We start from the raw sequence: 22,610 nt of genomic DNA on the forward strand, positions 1-22,610 counted from the left end.
GGCTCCGCGCCGGGTACGGGCGTTGGCTCCGCGCCGGGTACGGGCGTTGGCTCCGCGCCGGGTACGGGCGTTGGCTCCGCGCCGGGTACGGGCGTTGGCTCCGCGCCGGGTACGGGCGTTCGCTCCGCGCCGGGTACGGGCGTTGGCTCCGCGCCGGGTACGGGCGTTGGCTCCGCGCCTGGCGCGGGCGTTCGTCTCCCCCCGCACGGGGCGTTCAGGTCGCCGGCCCCGTTCGCACCGGTGGCCGGGAAACGGCGAGGGTCCCCGTTACTCGCCGCCCGGCACGGTCGGCGTGCCGCCCTGAGCCGCCCCGCTGACCGGGGCAGGCAGGGCCCGTACCAGCCTGCCGCCCCGCGGAGGCGGGGCTTCCCCGGCCCCGGCCCCGCTCGCCCCACCTCCCCCCACCGCACCCCCGTCCCCCCCGTCCCCCTTTGCGCCCAGCACACCCCCCGGGCGATACGCGAGCGAAGGAGCCCGCGATGAGCGAGATGATCACCGCGGAACTGGTCGACCTCGACCTGTCCGCCGACACCAAGGAAGCAGCGGCGCGGTCCCTCGCCGAGCGCATGGTGGCCCTGGGCCGGGTGACCGACCTGGAGGGCTTCCTCGCCGACGTGGCCGCCCGCGAGGCCCAGATGCCCACCGGCCTCGACGGCGGCATCGGCATCCCGCACTGCCGCAGCGCCCACGTCACCGAACCGACGCTCGCCTTCGGGCGCAGCGCCGCCGGTGTCGACTTCGGCGCGCCGGACGGCCCGGCCGACCTGATCTTCCTGATCGCCGCTCCCGCGGGAGCCGACGACGCCCACCTGACGATCCTGTCGTCACTCGCCCGCCAGTTGATGGACGCCGACTTCACCTCCGCCCTGCGGTCGGCGCGGGACGCGGCCGCCGCGGCGGCGCTGATCCGCGGGGAGGAGCCGGCCACGGCGCCCGCGGAGGGTGCGGGCGCCCCCGAGGACACCGCTGTGGCGTCGGCGGCGGCCTCCGCCGACGCCACAGCGGCCGACGCCCCGACTGCCGGCACCACCTCCGCGCCCGGCTCCGACGCGCCCCCGTTCCGGATCGTCGCCGTCACCTCCTGCCCGACCGGTATCGCCCACACCTACATGGCGGCCGAGTCCCTGGAGAACGCCGGCCGTGCGGCGGGTGTCGAGCTGGTCGTCGAGACGCAGGGCTCGGCCGGTTTCACCCGCCTCGACCCGGCCGTCATCGCCGCCGCGGACGGCGTCATCTTCGCTCACGACGTCCCCGTACGGGACAAGGACCGTTTCGCGGGCAAGCCCACCGTGGACGTCGGCGTGAAGGCGGGCATCAACCGGCCCGCCGAGCTGATCACCGAGGTGCGCGGCAGGGCGGAGCGCGGCGAGGTCACCTCGGGGTCCGCTCCCGGCACGCCGGTCGAACGCGCCGGTGACGCCGGCGAGGGCTATGGCACAAGGCTCCGCAAGTGGCTGATGTCCGGCGTGAGTTACATGGTCCCGTTCGTCGCCGCGGGCGGTCTCCTGATCGCCCTCGGCTTCGCCATCGGCGGCTACGAGATCAACAAGGCTCCGTCGGTCATGGACCACTTCGTCTGGACCCAGGCGGACAGCTGGGGCGCCCTGCTCTTCCAGATCGGCGGCGTGGCCTTCGGCTTCCTCGTCCCGGTCCTGGCCGGTTACATCGCCTACGGCATGGCCGACCGGCCCGGCCTGGTGCCCGGTTTCGTCGGCGGCGCGATCTCCCTGACCGTCAACGCGGGCTTCCTCGGCGGCCTCGCGGCCGGTCTGATCGCCGGTGGGGTGGTGATGGCGATCCAGAAGGTCCGCATCCCGGTGGCCATGCGCGGCATCATGCCGGTGGTGGTGATCCCGCTGATCTCCTCGGCGGTCGTCGGATTCCTGATGCTGGTGGTCATCGGCAAGCCCATCGCCGAGGCGCAGAAGGGCATGACCGACTGGCTCAACGGCCTCACCGGCACCAACGCCGTCCTCCTCGGCGCCCTGCTCGGCCTGATGATGTGCTTCGACCTCGGTGGGCCGGTCAACAAGGTCGCCTACGCCTTCGCCACCGCGGGCATCGCGGTCGCCGACCCGAGCGACTCCGCGATGAAGGTCATGGCCGCGGTCATGGCGGCCGGCATGGTCCCGCCGCTGGCGATGGCCCTGGCCACGACCGTCCGGGGCAAGCTGTTCACGCGGACGGAACGCGAGAACGGCAAGGCCGCCTGGGTCCTGGGCGCCTCCTTCATCTCCGAGGGCGCGATCCCGTTCGCCGCGGCCGACCCGCTGCGCGTGATCCCCTCCTCGATGGTGGGCGGCGCGATCACCGGTGCCCTGTCGATGGCCTTCGGCGCGACCCTGCGCGCCCCGCACGGCGGCATCTTCGTGGTCCCGCTGATCGGCAACCCGTTCCTCTACCTGGTCGCCATCACGGCCGGAGTGTGTGTCACCACGGCCCTGGTCGTCGTACTCAAGGGCCTGCGCAAGCCGGTCACCGGGGCGGCGGCTCCCGGCGCGGAGAACGGGGCGTCCCTCTCGCCGGCGGAACGGAAGCAGCCGGTGGCGGCGTAACGTCCGTATCGCACGGGACCTTCGGGCAGCCCGCGCCACATGCGAGATACGTCACGGTCCGGGACGAAAGTCCCGGACCGTGACGTCTGCGGTGTCTACTGGTCGGTATGCCTGAGTACCTCTCGATCCCCCGCCCGACGGGCACGGCGGCGCTCCCCCTCGCCCTGGCGGGAGTCGCCTGGCTGGTCGCGGTGACCGTCCTGCTGCGTCGCAGCCGTCCGAGTACCGGCGCGTGGGGCTTCGGGACCGGCGCACAGCGCAGGCGGCGCCCGGTCCTGGGCGCGACGCGCCCCGGTCACGACGCGATACGCCCGGAACCGCGCGGACGTCTCCGGACCACGGACGTACGCCGCCGGGACAGGAACCAACAGCTCCGCAACACGGATCGCCGCCCGGACACGGACGTACGCCGTCCCGGCCCCGCCCGTCTCCCGCACTCGCCGGCCCAGCAGGCTCTGCCCGCCGTTCCGCCCCAGTCCGGCCCACGTTCGGAGGCCGTCGAACTGACCGCGGCGGAGCGGGCCGCCTTCGAGGCTCTCGTACGCCGGCTCGGCGACGACCGCTGAACCGGCGCGGGCGTTCGGGTCGGCCCGGCGGGGGACTCCGGCTCAGGAGATCCGGGCCGCCCGCCGCTCCATCGCCTCGCGGGCCGCGTCCTCGGTGGGATACACCTCGCACATGTGCCGCCCGTCGGGTGTGGCCGTGTGCTCGACCTCCCAGAGGGAGACCTCCCGGCCGTCACGGAGCAGGAACGCGTGCTCGTACAGCGCGAAGCCCAGGCCGACGCGCCCCGCACGGCAGGGCCTGCCGAAGGCCTGGGTGATCTGGTGCGCGAAGGCCGACCTCAACAGGGCGGCCGTGTCGGCGCCCGGCCGGTCCGCGTTCTCCGCCCGGCGCAGCAGCCGGCGGGCGTGGTCCGCCGAGTCGTCCGGCACGTACACATGCCGGGGAGCGGGGATCGGCGCCAGTTGGACCAGCACCGGCAGTTCGAAGTCCGGTGCGTCGGCAGGGAGGGGCAGCCGGGCCGTGGCGGCCCGCAGCTCCTCCTCGTCGACGTACACCTCGTGTTGCGGCTCGCTGCCCGGGGTGGGGTTGTGGACCAGCTCCCACAGGGTGAGCGCGGAGCCGTCCGGCAGCAGCCAGGTGTGCCGGTACGTCTCGCGGTGCAGGCCCGCGCTGTGGTGTGCGGAGTGCAGTGAGCTGTCGTGCGCCAGCGCGCAGTCGAGTTGTCCCACGCTCTCGTCGGGCAGTTCGAACGAGTTCAGGGCGCGACCGAGGAGCCGCGCGAGGTGCTCCTCCGGAGTCTCGGGCGACTCGGCTGCTTCGTGCGCTGCCGTCTCGTACGGAACGCTCAAGGTTTCTCCCGGCGTTGCTGCATGTCACCTTGTGGGTGCATACCGTAGCTCCTCGGTCGGGCGTCGTGTCCGGGAACCGGGAAAACGTACGTCGGGAAAACGCGGAGGCCGCGCGAGAAGTTCCCGCGCGGCCCGATGATCCGTCAGGAACCGCCGGTCAGAGGCGTCTCCCGCCGGAAAGGGAGGCGCGCGGACGGCTCAGGTCGCGCTCCCCGCGATCCATTCGCTCCAGGCCAGGTTCCACCCGTTGAGGCCGTTGTCCGGGGCGACCGTCTTGTCGGGGGAGTTCTTGACGATCACCACGTCACCGACGAGCGAGTTGTCGTAGAACCACTTGGAGGGGGTGTCGCCCCGCGCTCCGCGCGTGTCCGCGAGGCCGACGCAGCCGTGGCTGGTGCCTTTCCGGCCGAAGGGCGGGTTGCCCTTGTCGTACCAGTAGTTGCCGTGGATGAAGGTCCCGGACTGTGTCAGACGCATCGCGTGCGGCACGTCCGGGATGTCGTACTCGCCGCCCAGACCGACCGTCCGGCTGTTCATCCGCGTCTGCGTGAACTTCTCCGTGATCACCATCTGGCCGTTGTACGTGGTGTGCTGGGCGCTGCCCGAGGAGATCGGGACGGTCTTCAGCGTCGCCCCGTCCCGCACCACCGACATGGTCTGGGTGCCGACGTCGACGGTGGAGACCTGTGAGCGTCCGATGGTGAAGGTGACCGTCTTCTTCTGCACGCCATGGACGCCGTTGGCGCCCTGCACGCCGTCCAGGTCGATCTTCATCGTGACCTTGGAGCCGGCCTTCCAGTACTCCTCGGGCCGGAAGTCGAGCCGCTGCGACCCGAACCAGTGCCCGACCACCTTCTGCCCGCTGCTGGACGAGACCGTGATGTGCGACTGAACGGCCTTCTTGTCGTCGATGGCCTTGTCGAAGGTGAAGGACACCGGCATACCGACACCGACCGTCGTGCCGTCGTCCGGTGTGTACGTCCCGACGAAGCTGTTGGCCGAGGACACCGTCGTGAAGACCGAGTCGGCCGCCACCGTCCGGCCGTTCGCGTCCTTCGCCGTCGCCGCTATCTCGTACTTCGTCCCGCGCTCCAGCTGCTCCTTCGGCTTCCAGCTGCTGCCGTCCGCCGACAGCGAGCCCGCCACGACCTGCTGCGTCCCGGCCACCGTCATCTTCACGGTGGTCAGCCGGCCGTCGCTCACCTTCACGCCGGTGCTGTTGATCGACGCGCTCGTCGAGCCGTCCTCGGCCGAGATGACGATCTTCGCGGTATGTGTCCTGGAGGAGTTTCCATCCCCCTTGCCGTCCTTGTTCCCGGCGTTGGCGCTGCCGCCGCAGGCGGTCAGGGTGAGGGCGCCGACCACCAGGGCGGCACAGGCCCCCAGTGTGCGCCGCGCTGTTTTGTTCGGCGTTGTCACGGGCTGCTCCAGCTTCGTGTGATGTGCGTGATCCGCTCCAGTACGTGGAAGAAGAGGACCACCACGTCCGCCGGGGTTCCCGCCGTCGGCCACTGAGCCCTTCGCGTGACAGAACCGGGACAATGACCCGTGCTTCCGGGGCCACTTCCCGGCCCCTCCTACCGGTTCCCGTACAGCTCCCCGTACGACGGCCACGTCCCGCCGGCCCCCGTCACCGACTCGGCGGCGCGCACGGCCCGCACGATCGCCCGCGTCACCATGTCGGCGCCCGCCGCGAGGACGTCGTTCAGGGCGAGCGGACGCGCGGTGCCGAGCGGGCCGGTGCCCAGCGGCCGCGTGCCGGTCGCCAGCGCGAACACCGTGTCCCCGTCGTGCAGCAGGTGCACCGGCCGTACGGCGCGGGCGATGCCGTCGTGCGCCGTGCCCGCCAGCTTCTGTGCCTGCGCCTTCGTGAGGTCCGCGTCGGTCGCCACCACCGCGAGGGTCGTGTTCAGCGGCGGGGGCGCGCTCTTCGCGGCGCTCTCCGCCAGGCGCCGCCGGGCGGCCTCGTGCACCCGCTCCTGCGGATACTCCACACGTCCCTGGAACAACTCCCCGTACAGCACGCCCGTTTCCGGGTCCACGACCGAGCCCGCGGCGTTGGCCACCACCAGCGCGGCCACCGTGACCCCCGAGTCGAGCACGGTGGCGGCGGTACCGACCCCGCCCTTCATCGGCCCGACCGCGGCGCCCGTCCCGGCGCCCACGCACCCTTCCGGCACCCGCGCACCGGGTGTGCTCGCCGCGGCGGCCTCCACCGCGGCCCGGCCGAGCGCGGCGTCCGGGCGGGCCCGGAAGTCGCCGCCGCGCCCGAGGTCGAAGACGCACGCGGCGGGCACCACCGGCACGACGTGCGCGGGGTCCGCGCCCACCGGCACCCCGCGACCGCGCTCCTCCAGCCAGGCCATCACCCCGGACGCGGCGTCGAGTCCGTAGGCGCTGCCGCCGGTGAGCACGACCGCGTCCACCCGCTGCACCACGTTGCGCGGATCGAGGGCGTCGGTCTCCTTGGTCCCCGGGCCGCCGCCTCGTACGTCCACGGCGGCCACGGCCCCGCCTTCAGGGGCGAGGACGACCGTGGTGCCGGTCAGCCACCCGTCGCCGGTGCGAGACGCATGCCCCACGCGCATCCCGGCCACATCCGTCAGAGCGCCGACTGTCAGAGCGTCACCTGTCATACGCCCCAGTCTCGCGCGTGCCGGTCTCATGCGTGCCCGGGTCTCACGCGAGCCGGTCTCACGCGAGCCGGTCTCACGCGAGCCGTTCTCGCGCGAGCCGTTCTCGCGCCTCCGATCCCACCCGTGACGGTCATGACCGCCCCCCGTCTGCCGGTCCCAGCGTGCCGGTCTCACGTGCCCGGGTCTCACGCGAGCCGGTCTCACCTGGGCCGTTCCCCCCCGGCACCGGTCTCGCCGACTCGGTTCCGAGCGGCGACCGTCACACCGACGCGGTCAGCCGTCCGTCGTGACTTCGCGCGGCGGCACCCGTCCGTCGTCACACCGCCTCGCCGGCACCCCGCGGTGCGTCCTTCCGCGCGGCCATGCGCGCCGTCAGCGTCGTCCCGGTGGCCACCGCCAGTGCCGACACCAGGCCCGCCGCGAGGACCGACCAGTCTCCGAGGAAGGTGCAGCAGATCACCAGCAGTGCGGCGACCGGCAGCACCAACTGCTGGGCGAGACCGACCTTGAAGTGGCGGGAGTGCAGCGCCCAGACGGTCAGCAGATACAGCCCCGTCGGCAGGGTCACCGCCGCCGACGCGGCGAACGTCGTCAGGTGCGCCTCGCCGACCGCCTGCTCGACCGCCACCTCCAGACCCGCGCCGATCGCGGCGGCCGAGGCGAAGACGAGGTAGTGCCCGTAGCCCCACCGGAAGGCCTCCTTGCTGGACCGCAGCCGGCCGTGGAAGGGCACCACGAAGTAGATCCACCACGCGGAGAAGATGATCAGCAGCCCACCCGCGGCGATCGGGAGCAGCTCGTCGAGCGCGTCGTTCTCGTCGATACCGACCTTCACCGCGATCGTGGCGGCGGCGATCGTCTCGCCCAGCACGATGATCGTGAACAGCCCGTAGCGCTCGGCGATGTGGTGCGGGTGCCAGGAGGTCGGGTGGTCCTTCTCCGCGTAGACCGGAACGCACATCTCCAGCAGCGCCATCACCAGGAACAGCCAGGGCTTGCCGCCCTCGGGCAGGAACAGCAGGCCCAGCCAGCCGATCTGGCAGAGCGCGACGCCGACGGCGTACCGCAAGGCCATCGCCTTCTCCGCGCCCTCGCTCGACAGGGCGACGCGCAGCCACTGCGTCGTCATGGCGAGCCGCATGATCAGGTAGCCCACCACGACGGCCACGAAGTCGTGGTCCTCGAACGCCCGTGACACCCCCGCGGCCAGGACCAGGACGCCTGCGATCTGGATGAGGGTGACGACCCGGTAGAGGACGTCGTCGTTGTCGTACGCCGAGGCGAACCAGGTGAAGTTCATCCAGGCCCACCAGATGGCGAAGAAGACCATCGCGTAGTCGAGGATGCCCTCGCCCGCGTGGGACTCCGCGACGGCGTGCACCAACTGGACGCCCGCCTGGGCGATGGCCACGACGAAACAGAGGTCGAAGAACAGCTCGAGCGGGGAGGCGACGCGGTGGGCCTCGCCCCGGCCGCGAGCCGTGAGCCTGCGCAGCGGCCGGGCGTGCGCGGGCGCGCCGGGTGTGGGAGAGGGGGACCGGGACGCGGAGGAAGAGGGGCGTGGGGAGGACGGCGGAGGGGGACTGGTCGTCATGGAGCCCAGCACAACAGATATCCGCGGGAAAAACGTGCCGAGGAGCGCACGGGCGTGTGACAGCCGAAGCCGCGCGCAAAGGTGCAGGTCACAAAAGGGCTGCGGGGCTTGGGGGGCCGAGGAGCGGGCGGCGGCCGAAGGCCGCTCCGTTCCGCATCCGGGACCGTACCCTGGAGGCATGACCACCCCCGCCGCACCCGAGCCGCGCGAGCCGAAGGCCGCGCTGATCTTCGACGACCCGCTGGACCGGCAGTCCTCGGACGACACGGACCACGGATGGGGCGAACGGCCCGGCGCCGGCGGCGACAGCGCGGCCGACCTCAAGCGCTTCCTCGACGAGAAGCCGCCCCACCACATCTGAACCCGGAGGGCCCGCCCGACCACCGCCCGCCGGGCCCCGCACAAAACCGCTACCGCTCGCCGTGTCCGGAGCCGCGCTGGGCGACCAGTGCGTCGCGGATCTCCTTGAGCACCTCCAGCTCGGTGATCTCCATGACCTCGTGCGTGCCCTCCTTGGCCTTTCTGCGGGCCTCCATCCTCGCCAGGTACTTCGACATCGGCAGGACCATCAGGAAGTAGACGACGGCCGCCGTGATCACGAACGTCAGCGTCGCGCCGAGGACGGAGCCCCAGAGGATCCGGACCCCCGTCGCGGTGTCGTCCGTGCCGGTGCAGGGGCCCTTGATGCAGGAGCTGTAGCTGTCCAGGTTCTTCGTCCCGATGGCCCCGACCAGCGGGTTGATGATGCCCTTCACCACCGAGTTAACGATGTTCGTGAAGGCCGCGCCGATCACCACCGCCACTGCCAGATCGACGACGTTCCCGCGCATCAGGAAGGCCTTGAAGCCCTGCCAGACGCTCGCCTTTTCGCTCACCTCGGTGACGCTCCTCGCATGTACGGGTTGTGGGACGAACAGCTCCGCAACCTACGTCACCCCTCGGCGGGCGTGTCCAGTCCGGCAGCTCCGACGAAAGCCCTGGCGGCAGAGCGCGCAGCCCACAGAAGACGAGACTCACCACAGGGTCACCGCCAGCCTGGCCGTGGCGCTCGCGCCCGCGAGGCGGGCCGCGGTGGACCGGGGCACGGACAGCACGACCAGCGCGCCACCGTCACCGCTCCTGTCGAGGGCCCCGTCAGTGGCCCAGCCGGCGGCCCGGTCGGCGCCCTCCTGGCCGGCGTCGACCGATCCGTCCGACGATTGTCCCGGCACCTTGGTCACCAGCGCACCGCGCGCGATCACGTGGGCCTCGCCGTCCCGCACCGCAGGCCGCTCGGCGGGGTCCACGGCGATGACGTCGACCCGGTCACCGGGGCGCAGCAGCCGGACGGTGGCCGCGTCGGCGATCCGCACCGCCGCCCGAACCCTCACGGCGGTACGGGAGCCGGCGGCGGTACCACCGGCAGGCGCGCGCGCCGACGACTGCGCGCGGGCGGGCGGGCCCCCGCCCGGATGCCCGCGAGCCGGCTCACCGTCGCGCGGGCCCGCCGCCGTGAGCGCGGCGGCCGTGACGGCGAGACCGACCGCGAGGGCCCGCCTCCGGTTCCGGGCCAGCCGGTGCAGCAGATGGAGGCCGCCCCGGATACGCACCGGAGGGAACTGCGGGACCTCGCACGGAGGAGGGACGGGGAGGGAGGGAGGAACCAGGAGAGAGGGAGGGACGGGGAGAGGAGGCGGCACAGGAGGAGAAGGCGGGAGACAGGGAGAGGCGGACCGGAAGGACAACGGGATCACCACCAGCGACGACGGACGGGGCCTGCCCATCCACGATGAGTCCTCGCGCCGCCGCCCGCCCGGACCGGTGCATCACCGCCGGACTGTGGACAACTCCCTCACTCGAACGGTGAGTTCCGTCTTCCGTCCCCGAAGAAGCGGACCTCCGCCCGCTACGGCAGCTCGAACCCCGGATTCAGCCCGCCCAGCGCGTTCACGCACGGACAGTCCCGCTCCTCGGTCGAGGGCAGCGCGGCCACCGCGTCGAACAGGACGCCCCGCAGCCGGTCCACGTTCGTGGCGAACACCCGCAGCACCTCCTCGTGGGAGACGCCCTCACCGGCCTCGGCACCCGCGTCCAGGTCCGTGACCAGCGTCAACGACGTGTAGCAGAGTTCGAGTTCACGGGCGAGAGCCGCCTCGGGGTGGCCCGTCATGCCCACCACCGACCAGCCCTGCGCCTGGTGCCACGACGATTCGGCGCGGGTGGAGAACCGGGGACCCTCGATCACGACGAGCGTCCCGCCGTCCACCGGCTCCCACTCCCGCCCGCGCGCCGCGTTCAGCGCGGCCGAGCGGCCGGTGGGGCAGTAGGGGTCGGCCAGGGACACGTGCACCACGTTGGGCACCGACCCGTCGGGCAGCGGCAGCCCGTCGAAGTACGTCCCGGGCCGCGTCTTCGTGCGGTCGACGAGCTGGTCCGGCACCAGCAGCGTGCCAGGGCCGTGATCGGGGCGCAGACCACCCACCGCGCACGGGCCGAGGGCCTGGCGCACGCCGACCGAGCGCAGCGCCCAGAGGTTGGCCCGGTAGTTGATCCGGTGGGGCGGCAGGTGGTGACCGCGGCCGTGCCGGGGCAGGAAGGCCACCCGCCGGCCGGCGATGTCACCGAGGAAGAGGGAGTCGCTGGGGGGCCCGTAGGGGGTGTCCACCTGGACCTCGGTCACGTCGTCCAGGAACGAGTAGAAGCCCGACCCGCCGATTACGCCGATCTCTGCGTTCGCCATGGGCAGCACAGTATCGGGCGCCTCTCGCGCCCCCGATCCGGCTCCGGGGTTCCGGCGGCTCCCGGGTACGCCCACCGTCACCGGAGACACCGAGAACCCCGCCGTCGTACGACGGCGGGGTCCGGAAGCATGGCTACGCGGCGGAGGTGCCCGCCGAGGTGCCGGAGCTGGACGTCTTCGAGTCCGACGAGGACGAAGAAGACGTGGTCGAAGACGTCGAGGACGTCGAGGACGCCGACGACTTCGACGGTGACGACGCCGACGAGCTGCTCGACGAGGAGCCGCGGCTGTCGTTCCGGTAGAAGCCGGAACCCTTGAAGACGATGCCTACGGCGGAGAACACCTTCTTGAGGCGGCCACCGCAGTTGGGGCACTCGGTCAGGGCGTCGTCGGTGAACTTCTGCACCGCCTCGAGGCCCTCGCCGCACTCGGTGCACTGGTACTGGTAGGTCGGCACTGTCTTCCTCCTGGCACTCTCACTCAATGAGTGCTAACGACGGTCCATACTGACGCATTCCCGGGGATCAGTCCACTGGGACCGGCGAGCGGTGACCGACGCCACGTGCGACGGTACGTCCCCGGGGCCTGGCCACCAGCCGCGAACGCAGCGCCAGCAGGGTCCCCAGGGCCAGGACCGTACCGCCCAGCGGCACCAGGAAACCGGCGCCGCCCCAGAGGCGGTCCTCCAGCTGGCCGGCGGCGGTGACGGCCGCCGCCTGGCCGAGCGCCACCGCGCCGGTGAGCCAGGTGAACGCCTCGGTGCGCGCGCCCGCCGGGACGAGGCCTTCGACCAGCGTGTAGCCGCTGATGAGCGCGGGCGCGATGCACATGCCGACCAGGAGGCCGAGCCCCGCCAGCAGCAGTACGGAGTGCGCCGCCCACAGGCCGGAGGCCGTCAGGGCCAGCGCCGCGTACCCGACGACGAGGCGGTGCTGCGGGGCCGCCTTCCAGGCGACGGCGCCGCAGACCAGGCCGGAGAGCATGTTGCCGGCGGCGAAGGTGCCGTACAGGACGCCGTTCAGGCCCGGCTCGCCGATCGATTCGGTGAACGCGGCCAGCGAGACCTGCATGCCGCCGAAGACCGAACCGATGCCGAGGAAGGCCACGACCAGCACGCGCACACCGGGGACGCCCAGTGCGGAGGCGTGGTCCACGCGCGCGTGCCCGTCGACGGCGACGGCGGGCTGGGTGCCCTTCTGCGCGGCGAACAGCAGACCGCCGACCAGGGTCAGGGAGGCCTCCGCCACCAGCCCGGCGGCCGGGTTGACGGCGGTGCACAGGGCGGTCGCCAGGAGCGGGCCGACCACGAAGGTCAGTTCGTCCGTGACGGACTCGAACGCGGCCGCGGTGCCCATCAGGGGCGAGCCCTTCAGCTTCACGCCCCAGCGGGCCCGCACCATCGGGCCGACCTGCGGGACCGAGGCGCCGGTGGGCACGGCCGCCACGAACAGCGCCCACAGGGGGGCGTGGGCCAGCGCGAGCGCCGTCAGCGTCAGACCCGACAGGGTGTGCACCAGGACGCCGGGGACCAGTACGGCGCGCTGGCCGTAGCGGTCGGCGAGACGGCCGGTGTAGGGCGCGCACAGCGCCATCGAGACACCGGTGACGGCCGCGGCCGCGCCGGCCACGCCGTAGGAACCGGTGGTGTGCTGCACGAGCAGCACGATGGAGATGGTGAGCATGGCGAACGGCTGGCGCGCGGCGAAGCCGGGCAACAGGAACGTCCAGGCGCCGCGGGTGCGCAGCAGCTGCCCGTATCCCGGGCGGGACGAGGCCGGCGAATCCTTCGACGGCTCGGAGGTGACCGTGGATGCCACGGCCCGTGCCTTTCTGCCGCCTGGTAGCGCTACCCCAGGTGTGTCCGGGCGGCGCCGAGAGCTGTCCTCTTGCGCGCACTGCGGTAGATGCCGGTGCCCACACGGAAGGTGTTCCGGCCGCCATACGGTCGCGCCAGCTCTGCGTCAGGCAGAGTTGGTTCGATCAAGGTGTGCCTTTATCGTACAGGGATCACGGCCCGTCGCACCTGTGAAAATGAGCACCATCGGCGGGTCGGCCTCCGAACGGGGGAGGCGTGAACACCACAAAACCGGCGCTCAACGCGGGTCCGCGTCGTCCGTCCCCAGCCAGTCGGCCAGCTTGCCGCCGTGGCCCACGGCGCGCAGCCGTCGCTCGGCCGCGTCCCGGACCGGGTCGGTGGCGACGACGAGCAGCTCGTCGCCGCGCCGCAGCACCGTCGTGGGCAGCGGCACGAAGGAGGTGCCCTCGCGCACGACGAGGGTGACGGCGGCCCCGGCGGGCAGCCGCAGCTCGTTGACCTCGACGCCGTGCATCTTGGAGCCCTCGGGGATCGCCACCGACAGCAGATGCCCGCGCAGCCGCTCCAGCGGCGCCGACTCGATGCCCAGGTCGTCGGCCTCGGGGTCCTTGCCGAGCCGTAGCTTGCGGGCCAGCCAGGGAAGCGTCGGCCCCTGGATCAGGGTGTAGACGACGACCAGGACGAAGACGATGTTGAAGATCCGGCGACTGCCCTCGATGCCGCTCACCATGGGGATGGTCGCCAGGATGATGGGGACCGCGCCGCGCAGGCCCGCCCAGGACATGAGCGTCTGCTCCTGCCAGGGCACGCGGAACGGCGTCAGGCAGAGCACGACGCTCAGCGGGCGCGCCACCATGGTCAGCACCAGGCCGATGATGAGCGCCGGAACCACGTCGTCGCCCAGTTCGTGCGGGGTCACCAGCAGGCCCAGCAGGACGAACATGCCGATCTGGGCGATCCAGCCGAGTCCGTCGGCGAAGCCACGGGTGGCGGGCCAGTGCGGAAGTTTCGCGTTGCCCATCACCATGGACGCGAGGTACACGCCGAGGAAGCCGCTGCCGTGGGCCAGCGCGCCCGCCGCGTACGCCGTGACCGCGATCGCCATGACGGCGATCGGGTAGAGGCCGGAGGCGGGCAGGGCCACGTGCCGCAGCCCCCACGAGCCCAGCCAGCCGACCGTGAGGCCGACGGCGGCGCCGATGACCAGTTCCAGCGCTATCTCACCCAGCAGCACGTACCAGTGTTCGACGGGGCCGACGGTGGAGAAGGCAACCACCAGGATGACGACCGGGGCGTCGTTGAAGCCGGACTCGGCCTCCAGGGTGCCCGTCACGCGGGAGGGGAGCGGGATCCTGCGCAGGACGGAGAAGACCGCCGCCGCGTCCGTGGAGGACACCACCGCGCCGATGATCAGCGCCTGCCGCCACTCCAGTCCGACGAGGTGATGGGCGGCCGCGGCGGTGACGCCGACGCTCACCGCGACCCCGGCCAGCGCCAGCACCGAGGAGGCGGGCAGGGCCGGCCTGATCTCCTTCCACTTCGTGCCGAGGCCGCCCTCGGCGAGGATCACGACCAGGGCCGCGTACCCGATGACCTGGGTCATCTCGGCGTTGTCGAAGTGGATGTTGCCGATGCCGTCCTGACCCATGAGGACGCCGATGCCCAGGTACACGAGCAGGCTGGGGAGCCCGCTGCGCGAGGAGATCCGGACCGCTGCGACGGCGACGAGCAGGACGAGCGAGCAGACGAACAGGAGCTGGTTGAGGTGGTGGACAGTCAGCGGCGGTTCCCTTCGCCGGCCCGCGCTTCTCGCGCGCGGAGCGCACATGGACATCGGACACGAAGCTGTGACGCCCCGGACCCGATTACTTCGTTACCTTACCTAACTCTTGACGATTTCTTGACGCTCGCCGTTGGAAGATCGAACATCCCTACGTGCTGGTTGCCGACTCCGCGTCAAGTGGCCCGGACCCCTGCGCCTATGGTTGCTCCAGCGCTCATTCATAGTCATAGCCCGACCTGCCGCTCGCGTTAGGACAGCAAGGACAGCGATGCCCCCCAACACCACCGCCACAACGGGCGACAAGCCCGCCAAGTCCGGCAGGAAGAAGGGGCGCAAAGCCCGACTTCTCGTGCTCGTCCTGGTGCTGGCCCTCATCGGAGGCATCGCGTACGGCGGCTACTGGTCGATCAGTACCGTCCGCGCCTCCTTCCCGCAGACCAAGGGTTCGATCACTCTCGACGGCCTCACCGGGCCGGTGGACGTGCAGCGGGACGGCTACGGCATCCCGCAGATCTACGCGTCCTCCGACGAGGATCTGTTCATGGCGCAGGGGTTCGTCCAGGCGCAGGACCGGTTCTACGAGATGGACGTGCGCCGTCACATGACCTCCGGGCGTCTGTCGGAGATGTTCGGCAAGAGCCAGATCGACAACGACGAGTTCCTGCGCACCCTCGGCTGGGACCGGATCGCCGAGCAGGAGTACGACCGAAAGCTGTCGCCCTCCACGAAGAAGTACCTCGACGCGTACGCCAAGGGCGTCAACGCCTACCTCAAGGGCAAGGACGGCGAGGAGATCTCGCTGGAGTACGCGGCCCTGGGATTCACCAACGACTACAAGCCCGCGGAGTGGACGCCCGTCGACTCGGTGTCCTGGCTGAAGGCCATGGCCTGGGACCTGCGCGGCAACATGCAGGACGAGATCGACCGCGCCCTGCTGACCAGCCGCCTCGGCCCGCAGCAGATCGCCGACCTGTACCCGCAGTACCCGTACGACCGCAACAAGCCGATCGTCCGGGAGGGCCAGTACGACGAGCTGACCGAGACCTTCGAGCAGGGCGGCTCCGGCGGCTCCAGCGGGTCCGGTGACTCGGACGGTTCCTCGGACGGCTCCTCCTCGGACGGCTCCTCCTCGGACGGTTCCTCGGACGGCTCCTCCTCGGACGGCTCCTCCTCGGACGGTTCCTCGGACGGCTCCTCCTCGGACGGCTCCTCCTCGGACGGCGCGACCGGTGGTTCGGGCACCTCGTCCGGCACCTCGGGATCGGTCCTGGAGAGCCAGCTCGCGGGCCTCTACGACGTCCTGGACGACCTGCCCACGGCGGTCGGCGTGAACGGCAACGGCATCGGCTCCAACTCGTGGGTCGTCGGCGGCGAGCACACCATCACTAACAAGCCGCTGCTGGCCAACGACCCGCACCTGTCGGCCTCGCTGCCGTCCGTCTGGTACCAGATGGGCCTGCACTGCCGCAAAGTCTCCGCCAAGTGCCAGTACGACGTCTCCGGCTACACCTTCGCGGGGATGCCCGGCGTGGTCATCGGCCACAACGAGGACATCTCCTGGGGCATGACCAACTCCGGCGTCGACGTCACCGACCTGTACCTGGAGAAGCTCTCCGGTGACGGCTACCTCTACGACGGCAAGGTCAGGCCCTTCCTCACGCGCGAAGAGACCATCAAGGTCGCCGGCGGCACCGCGAAGAAGATCGTCGTCCGGCAGACCGCCGACAAGATGCCCCTGCTGTCCGACCGCGACGACGAACTGGTCAAGGTCGGCAAGAAGGCGACCGTCGACGACGACGCCCCCGACCGCGGGAACGGCTACGCGGTCGCCCTGAAGTGGACCGCGCTGGAGCCGGGCACCTCCATGGAGGCCGTGTTCGCCATGAACAAGGCGTCCGACTGGGACGAGTTCCGCAAGGCGGCCGAGAAGTTCGACGTCCCCTCGCAGAACCTGGTCTACGCCGACACCGAGAACCACATCGGCTACCAGCTGCCCGGAAGGATCCCCAAGCGCGCGAAGGGCCACGACGGCTCGGTCCCGACCATGGGCTGGGAGTCGAAGAACGAGTGGACCGGTTACCTCGATTTCGACCAGCTGCCCTACGAGTACGACCCGGAGCGCGGCTACATCGTCACCGCCAACCAGGCCGTGGTCGACCCGGACGATTACCCGTACACGCTCACCACGGACTGGGGCTACGGCACCCGCAGCCAGCGGATCACCGACCTGATCAAGAAGAAGACCGAGGGCGGCGGCAAGGTCTCCACCGACGACATGCGCCAGTTGCAGCTGGACAACAGCAGCCAGATCGCCAAGAAGCTGGTCCCCGCGCTGCTGAGGATCAACCTGGACGACCCGGACGTCCGTGAGGCGCAGGAACTGCTCCAGGGCTGGAGTTTCACCCAGGACGCCGACTCGGCCGCGGCCGCCTACTTCAACGCGGTCTGGCGCAACATCCTCAAGCTGGCCTTCGGCCACAAGCTGCCCAAGGAACTGCGCGTCGAGGGTCAGTGCCTGTGGGTCGACCCGGTCGACACCACCGGTCCGGTCGACGACAAGGACAAGGTCCGCGAGTGCGGTCAGCGGGACGGCGACCAGGCGCAGCCGGACGGCGGCGACCGCTGGTTCGAGGTGGTGAGCAACCTCATGGAGAAGCCGGACAGCGACTGGTGGACGACGCCCGAGACGGGCACCCGCCCCGGCGCCGACAAGAACCGCGACAAGCTGTTCGAGCGCGCCATGATCGACGCTCGGTGGGAGCTGACCGCCAAGCTCGGCAAGGACATCGACACCTGGAGCTGGGGCCGGCTGCACCGCCTGTTCCTGAAGAACCAGACCCTGGGCACCAGCGGCCCCGGTCTCCTCCAGACCGTCCTCAACCGCGGGCCGTGGAAGCTCGGCGGCGGTGAGGCGGCGGTCGACGCGACCGGCTGGAACGCCGCGGGCGGTTACGACGTCGTCTGGGTGCCGTCGATGCGGATGGTGGTCAACCTCGACGACCTCGACAAGTCGAAGTGGATCAACCTCACCGGTGCCTCCGGGCACGCCTTCAGCGCCCACTACACCGATCAGACGGACAAGTGGGCCGAGGGTGAGCTGCTCGACTGGTCGTTCGACAAGAAGGCGGTCGACGACAGCACGAGCGACACCCTCCTGCTGAAGCCGTGAACGGCTGAAACGCCGAACGGCTGTAGGCACCGACGGCTGAAACGCCGAACAGCCGACAGGGGCCCTCCACGCGCGTGCGGAGGGCCCCTCGGCGTGCCGTCGGCCCTTGCCGTCAGCCGGTGAAGCGCCGCACGCCCGACGGCGTCACCACGGCGTGCACCGGCCGGTCGTGCGGCTCCTCCGGGACATGCCCGACGACCTCGCTGTCGTACAGCAGCACCACCAGTGCGGGATCCGCGCCCGCGCGGTCCAGCCGCGCCAGCACGCGGTCGTACGATCCGCCGCCGCGGCCGAGACGCATGCCGCGCCCGTCGACGGCGAGGCCCGGCAGCAGCACCACGTCGGCCTCCGTCACCGCGTCGGGCCCCAGTCGCCCGCCCGCCGGCTCGAAGAGGGCCGTCTTCCCGCCGTGCTGGACCCGCGCGAGGGATTCCTCGCCGGTGTACGCGCCCCAGTCGAGATCGTTGTCGGGCAGCAGCGCGGGGAGCAGGACGCGCACGCCCCGCGCGAGCAGCGCGTCCAGCAGCGCGAGGGTTCCCGGTTCGCGGCCCACGGAGACGTACGCCGCGACGGTGCGCGCTCGGGCCAACTCCGGGACCTCCAGGGCGCGCTCGGCGAGCGAGGCGGCGGCTTCCCGCAGGTCGTCCGACGTCAACCTGTTCCTCACCGAGACGAGTTCCCGCCGCAACCTGCGTTTGTGAGACTCTGCTCCGCCTTCGGTCTGGCTCATGTGTGGCTCCCGCGCGATTCCCATACGCTCATATGATCATGAATTAACCGGAGCTACAGATCCCTCGCAAAGCCACCGGATAAGGTTCCCGACATGACTCAGTCGCACCCCAGGATCAGCAAGGCTGTCATCCCCGCAGCCGGCCTCGGCACCCGGTTCCTTCCGGCGACCAAGGCCACTCCCAAGGAGATGCTGCCGGTCGTGGACAAGCCCGCGATCCAGTACGTGGTCGAGGAGGCCGTCTCCGCCGGCCTCGACGACGTCCTCATGGTCACCGGGCGCAACAAGCGCCCGCTCGAGGACCACTTCGACCGCAACTACGAACTGGAGTCGGCACTTCAGAAGAAGGGCGACGCCGCCCGCCTCGCCAAGGTCCAGCAGTCCAGCGACCTGGCGACCATGCACTACGTGCGCCAGGGCGACCCCAAGGGCCTCGGGCACGCGGTGCTGTGCGCGGCCCCGCACGTCGGGCAGGAGCCCTTCGCCGTCCTCCTGGGCGACGACCTCATCGACCCCCGCGACCCGCTGCTCCAGCAGATGATCGAGGTGCGCGAGCGGCACGGCGGCAGCGTCGTCGCCCTCATGGAGGTCGCCCCCGAGCAGATCCACCTCTACGGCTGCGCGGCCGTGGAGGACACGACGGACGGCGGCGTCGTCAAGGTGACCGGCCTGGTGGAGAAGCCGGACGTGGCGGACGCCCCGTCGAACTACGCGATCATCGGGCGCTACGTCCTGGACCCCGGTGTCTTCGAGGTGCTGCGCCGGACCGAGCCCGGACGAGGCGGCGAGATCCAGCTCACCGACGCCCTCCAGCAGCTCGCGCAGGACGAGAAGGCCGGCGGCCCGGTGCACGGCGTCGTCTTCAAGGGCCGCCGCTATGACACAGGCGACCGCGGCGACTACCTGCGTGCCATTGTCAGACTCGCGTGCGAACGTGAAGACCTGGGACCGGACTTCCGGTCCTGGCTTCGCAGTTACGTCACCGAGGAGATGCAACAGCCTTGAGCACCGCCGCGCCCCGCAGCACCGGACAGGACCGCCTGTGGTCGGTGGACGAGCACCTGGAGGACATCCTCGCCGCCGTCCGCCCCCTGGAACCCATCGAGCTGCAACTGCCCGACGCTCAGGGCTGCGTCCTCGTCGAGGACGTCATGGTGCCGGTCTCCCTGCCGCCCTTCGACAACAGCTCGATGGACGGGTACGCGGTACGGGTCGCGGACGTCGCGGGCGCGAGCGAGGAGTACCCGGCCGTCCTGGAGGTGGTCGGGGACGTCGCCGCGGGCCAGGGCGACCTCCTGCACGTGGGGCCGGGACAGGCCGCCCGGATCATGACCGGGGCCCCGCTGCCGCCCGGCGCCGAGGCCGTCGTCCCGGTGGAGTGGACCGACGGGGGCCTCGGTGAGGGCCCCGTCGACGGGATGCCCGCCCGCAGCCTCGCCCCCGAACGGGCCTCGGGGCAGGTCCGTGTCCACCGCCCGGCGCAGGCACGCGCGCACGTCCGCGCCGAGGGCAGCGACGTGAAGGCCGGCGACCGCGCCCTGGAGGCCGGCACCGTCCTCGGTCCGCCGCAGATCGCCCTGCTCGCCGCCATCGGACGCGGCACCGCACGCGTACACCCGCGCCCGCGCGTCGTCGTCCTGTCCACGGGCAGCGAACTCGTCCAGCCCGGCGAGGAACTGGGCAGCGGCCAGATCTACGACTCCAACAGCTTCGCCCTCACCGCCGCGGCCCGCGACGCCGGAGCCATCGCCTACCGGGTGGGCGCGGTCGCCGACGACGCCGAGACCCTCCGGTCCACGATCGAGGACCAGCTGGTGCGGGCCGACCTCGTGGTCACCACCGGCGGCGTGAGCGTCGGGGCGTACGACGTCGTCAAGGAGGCGCTGTCACACGTCGGGGACGAGGACGAGGCGGGCAGCGGTATCGACTTCCGCAGACTCGCCATGCAGCCCGGCAAGCCCCAGGGCTTCGGCTCCATCGGCCCCGACCACACCCCGCTGCTCGCCCTGCCCGGCAATCCGGTGTCGTCGTACGTCTCCTTCGAGCTGTTCGTGCGGCCCGCCATCCGCACCTTGATGGGGCTCCGGGACGTCCACCGGCCCACCACGCGCGCGAGACTCGTCGCGGACAAGGCGCTGACCTCGCCCAAGGGGCGCAGGCAGTTCCTGCGCGCGACCTGCGCCGAGGGCGCCGTGCGCCCGGTCGGCGGCGCCGGCTCGCACCTGGTCGCGGCTCTCGCGCACGCCGACTCGCTGATCGTCGTGCCCGAGGACGTGGAGTCCGTCGAGCCGGGGACCGAGGTCGAGGTCGTCCTGCTCGGCTGAGCGCACACGCGTGTGCCGTCCGCAGCCCGGTCCGGGGCCGCTGCGGGCCCCCGCATGGGGGTACCGTGTCGCGCACAACAGGCCCGGACCGGGAGCGCCACCACCATGAGTACGCAGGACCGACTGACGCACATCGACGAGGCGGGTGCCGCCCGCATGGTCGACGTATCCGGCAAGGACGTGACGGCGCGGACGGCGCGGGCCGGCGGGCGCGTTCTCGTCTCGCCCCGTGTGGTCGAGCTGCTGCGCGGCGAAGGGGTCCCCAAGGGGGACGCGCTGGCCACCGCCCGGATCGCGGGCATCATGGGCGCCAAGCGCACGCCCGATCTCATCCCGCTGTGTCACCCTCTGGCCCTCTCCGGTGTGAAACTGGACCTGTCGGTCGCGGACGACGCCGTGGAGATCACCGCCACGGTCAGGACGACGGACCGCACGGGCGTCGAGATGGAGGCCCTCACCGCGGTCTCCGTCGCCGCGCTCACCGTGATCGACATGGTGAAGGCGGTCGACAAGGGAGCGGTCATCACGGACGTTCGGATCGAGGAGAAGACGGGCGGCAAGTCGGGCGACTGGAGCCGGCCGTGAGCGCCGCGCCGTACCGCGCGCTGGTCGTGACCGCCTCCAACCGCGCTTCGGCCGGTGTCTACGAGGACCGGGGCGGTCCGCTGATCGCCGAGGGCCTCACGCGCCTCGGGTTCGCCGTCGACGGGCCTCAGGTGGTGCCCGACGGGGACCCGGTGGAGGCCGCCCTGCGCGCCGCCGTGACGGCCGGGTACGACGTGGTCGTCACCACCGGCGGCACCGGCATCTCGCCGACCGACCGCACGCCCGAGGCGACCCGCGCGGTGATCGACCACGAGGTGCCCGGCATCGCGGAGGCCATCAGGGCGTACGGCCGCGACAAGGTGCCGGCCGCGGCGCTGTCGCGAGGCCTGGCCGGCGTGGCGCACCGCACACTGATCATCAACCTGCCGGGTTCCACCGGCGGGGTCAGGGACGGGCTCGCCGTCCTGGAACCCCTGCTGGCGCACGCCGTGGACCAGCTCCGCGGCGGTGACCACACCAGACCCGGCGCCAAGCCTGGGGGTGCGAGCTGAACAGCCCGTCCTGGCCCGTCGAACTGACGGAGGGCGACATCGTCCTGCGGCCGATAAAGCTGCGCGACCAGCGGGCCTGGCGCGAGGTCAACCGCCGCAACCGGGACTGGCTGCGCCCCTGGGAGGCGACCATCCCGCCGCCCGCGCCCACCGGACCGATCACGCACCGGCCGACCTACCGGCAGATGGTCCGCCACCTGCGGTCCGAGGCGAACGCGGGCCGGATGCTGCCGTTCGTCATCGAGTACCAGGGGCGGCTGGTCGGGCAGTTGACGGTCGCCGGGATCACGTGGGGGTCCATGTGCTCGGGGCACGTCGGCTACTGGGTGGACGAGTCCGTGGCGGGCCGCGGGGTGATGCCGACAGCCGTGGCGATGGTCGTGGACCACTGTTTCCGCTCCGTCGGGCTGCACCGTATCGAGGTCTGCATTCGGCCCGAGAACACGCCCAGCCGCCGGGTCGTGGAGAAACTCGGATTCCGTGAGGAGGGGCTGCGGCCGCGTTATCTCCACATCGACGGGGCCTGGCGCGACCATCTCGTGTTCGCCCTCACGGCCGAGGAGGTGCCGGAAGGCCTGCTGAGCCGCTGGCGGCGCAACCGCCCCCGGAGCGCTGCCCGTGATCCGCAGAACACCCGACGGAATCCCACCAGCCCCGGAAATTGAATAAGTGTTCGAAAATGTCGCGCGATGACCGCCTCGGGAGGGGAATTCACCGCCCAGGCGGCCTGCTGATCGGACGGGTCACAAAAAAAGCTCGAAATATCAGCCAGATCGTGCGACACACCGGCTCAATTGGCGGATGGCCTCACGCAAACCCCTCTACCGTGTGA

20 protein-coding genes are annotated in these 22,610 nt (G+C 71.4%); 9 read left to right on the top strand and 11 right to left on the bottom strand.

All coding sequences use genetic code 11. The features are described 5' to 3' along the window. The first annotated feature begins 479 nt into the window (after positions 1–479). Positions 480–2,555: a PTS fructose transporter subunit IIABC gene (locus ACZ5Y0_RS12880; protein WP_469128679.1), complete on the top strand. Its 2,076-nt coding sequence runs from the start codon at positions 480–482 to the stop codon at positions 2,553–2,555. Between the two features lie 107 nt (positions 2,556–2,662). Next, the gene (locus ACZ5Y0_RS12885; protein WP_469128680.1) at positions 2,663–3,121 is read left to right on the top strand and encodes a hypothetical protein; all 459 of its coding nucleotides are present in this window, start codon (positions 2,663–2,665) and stop codon (positions 3,119–3,121) included. A 42-nt stretch (positions 3,122–3,163) separates the two neighbouring features. On the opposite strand, the gene ACZ5Y0_RS12890 is transcribed toward ACZ5Y0_RS12885, so the two are convergent. The 4 genes from ACZ5Y0_RS12890 to ACZ5Y0_RS12905 form a co-directional block, all read right to left on the bottom strand. Beyond that, complete coding sequence (locus ACZ5Y0_RS12890; protein ID WP_469128681.1) at positions 3,164–3,910, bottom strand: DUF6227 family protein; 747 nt, start codon at positions 3,908–3,910, stop codon at positions 3,164–3,166. 198 nt (positions 3,911–4,108) lie between these two features. Further along, the gene (locus ACZ5Y0_RS12895) at positions 4,109–5,329 is read right to left on the bottom strand and encodes a L,D-transpeptidase (protein WP_469128682.1); all 1,221 of its coding nucleotides are present in this window, start codon (positions 5,327–5,329) and stop codon (positions 4,109–4,111) included. Between the two features lie 158 nt (positions 5,330–5,487). Beyond that, positions 5,488–6,546, bottom strand: a complete 1,059-nt coding sequence (locus ACZ5Y0_RS12900; protein ID WP_469128683.1) for a P1 family peptidase — start codon at positions 6,544–6,546, stop codon at positions 5,488–5,490. A 316-nt stretch (positions 6,547–6,862) separates the two neighbouring features. Continuing rightward, entirely contained in the window at positions 6,863–8,140 is a 1,278-nt protein-coding gene (locus ACZ5Y0_RS12905) for a low temperature requirement protein A (RefSeq protein WP_469128684.1), read from the bottom strand. Positions 8,141–8,318: 178 nt separating this feature from the next. On the opposite strand from ACZ5Y0_RS12905, the gene ACZ5Y0_RS12910 reads away from it, so the two are divergent. Beyond that, on the top strand, positions 8,319–8,501 hold the full coding sequence (locus tag ACZ5Y0_RS12910; RefSeq protein WP_469128685.1) for a hypothetical protein: 183 nt from the start codon (positions 8,319–8,321) through the stop codon (positions 8,499–8,501). A gap of 49 nt (positions 8,502–8,550) precedes the next feature. Here the strand turns inward: ACZ5Y0_RS12910 and mscL are convergent, their stop codons facing one another. The 6 genes from mscL to ACZ5Y0_RS12940 all read right to left on the bottom strand — a co-directional run bounded on the left by mscL (position 8,551) and on the right by ACZ5Y0_RS12940 (position 14,503). Next, positions 8,551–9,015, bottom strand: coding sequence for a large conductance mechanosensitive channel protein MscL (mscL, locus tag ACZ5Y0_RS12915; protein ID WP_469128686.1), 465 nt, complete (start codon positions 9,013–9,015; stop codon positions 8,551–8,553). A gap of 138 nt (positions 9,016–9,153) precedes the next feature. Further along, on the bottom strand, positions 9,154–9,729 hold the full coding sequence (locus ACZ5Y0_RS12920; RefSeq protein WP_469128687.1) for an RcpC/CpaB family pilus assembly protein: 576 nt from the start codon (positions 9,727–9,729) through the stop codon (positions 9,154–9,156). A 296-nt stretch (positions 9,730–10,025) separates the two neighbouring features. Next, the gene (locus ACZ5Y0_RS12925) at positions 10,026–10,859 is read right to left on the bottom strand and encodes an S-methyl-5'-thioadenosine phosphorylase (protein WP_469128688.1); all 834 of its coding nucleotides are present in this window, start codon (positions 10,857–10,859) and stop codon (positions 10,026–10,028) included. Positions 10,860–10,992: 133 nt separating this feature from the next. Beyond that, positions 10,993–11,316, bottom strand: a complete 324-nt coding sequence (locus ACZ5Y0_RS12930) for an FmdB family zinc ribbon protein (RefSeq protein WP_469128689.1) — start codon at positions 11,314–11,316, stop codon at positions 10,993–10,995. A gap of 67 nt (positions 11,317–11,383) precedes the next feature. Then, complete coding sequence (locus ACZ5Y0_RS12935) at positions 11,384–12,676, bottom strand: MFS transporter (protein WP_469128690.1); 1,293 nt, start codon at positions 12,674–12,676, stop codon at positions 11,384–11,386. Positions 12,677–12,952: 276 nt separating this feature from the next. Continuing rightward, complete coding sequence (locus ACZ5Y0_RS12940) at positions 12,953–14,503, bottom strand: potassium/proton antiporter (RefSeq protein ID WP_469128691.1); 1,551 nt, start codon at positions 14,501–14,503, stop codon at positions 12,953–12,955. Between the two features lie 223 nt (positions 14,504–14,726). On the opposite strand from ACZ5Y0_RS12940, the gene ACZ5Y0_RS12945 reads away from it, so the two are divergent. Then, positions 14,727–17,627, top strand: a complete 2,901-nt coding sequence (locus ACZ5Y0_RS12945; RefSeq protein ID WP_469128692.1) for a penicillin acylase family protein — start codon at positions 14,727–14,729, stop codon at positions 17,625–17,627. 112 nt (positions 17,628–17,739) lie between these two features. On the opposite strand, the gene ACZ5Y0_RS12950 is transcribed toward ACZ5Y0_RS12945, so the two are convergent. Beyond that, positions 17,740–18,357 (bottom strand): 5-formyltetrahydrofolate cyclo-ligase, encoded by a 618-nt coding sequence (locus ACZ5Y0_RS12950; RefSeq protein WP_469128693.1) that lies wholly within the window; start codon positions 18,355–18,357, stop codon positions 17,740–17,742. Between the two features lie 93 nt (positions 18,358–18,450). On the opposite strand from ACZ5Y0_RS12950, the gene galU reads away from it, so the two are divergent. From galU to ACZ5Y0_RS12975, 5 genes are all read left to right on the top strand, one after another. Next, positions 18,451–19,362: a UTP--glucose-1-phosphate uridylyltransferase GalU gene (gene galU, locus ACZ5Y0_RS12955; protein WP_469128694.1), complete on the top strand. Its 912-nt coding sequence runs from the start codon at positions 18,451–18,453 to the stop codon at positions 19,360–19,362. Further along, positions 19,359–20,681, top strand: a complete 1,323-nt coding sequence (gene glp / locus ACZ5Y0_RS12960; protein ID WP_469128695.1) for a molybdotransferase-like divisome protein Glp — start codon at positions 19,359–19,361, stop codon at positions 20,679–20,681. The genes galU and glp overlap by 4 nt, the downstream gene beginning before the upstream one ends. 105 nt (positions 20,682–20,786) lie before the next feature. Continuing rightward, positions 20,787–21,266, top strand: a complete 480-nt coding sequence (gene moaC, locus ACZ5Y0_RS12965) for a cyclic pyranopterin monophosphate synthase MoaC (protein WP_469128696.1) — start codon at positions 20,787–20,789, stop codon at positions 21,264–21,266. Next, positions 21,263–21,778: a MogA/MoaB family molybdenum cofactor biosynthesis protein gene (locus ACZ5Y0_RS12970; protein ID WP_469128697.1), complete on the top strand. Its 516-nt coding sequence runs from the start codon at positions 21,263–21,265 to the stop codon at positions 21,776–21,778. Before moaC ends, ACZ5Y0_RS12970 begins: the two co-directional genes overlap by 4 nt. Beyond that, complete coding sequence (locus ACZ5Y0_RS12975; RefSeq protein WP_469128881.1) at positions 21,775–22,443, top strand: GNAT family N-acetyltransferase; 669 nt, start codon at positions 21,775–21,777, stop codon at positions 22,441–22,443. Before ACZ5Y0_RS12970 ends, ACZ5Y0_RS12975 begins: the two co-directional genes overlap by 4 nt. The last annotated feature ends 167 nt before the right edge of the window (positions 22,444–22,610 follow it).

This window comes from Streptomyces sp. NPDC033216 (assembly GCF_055577115.1).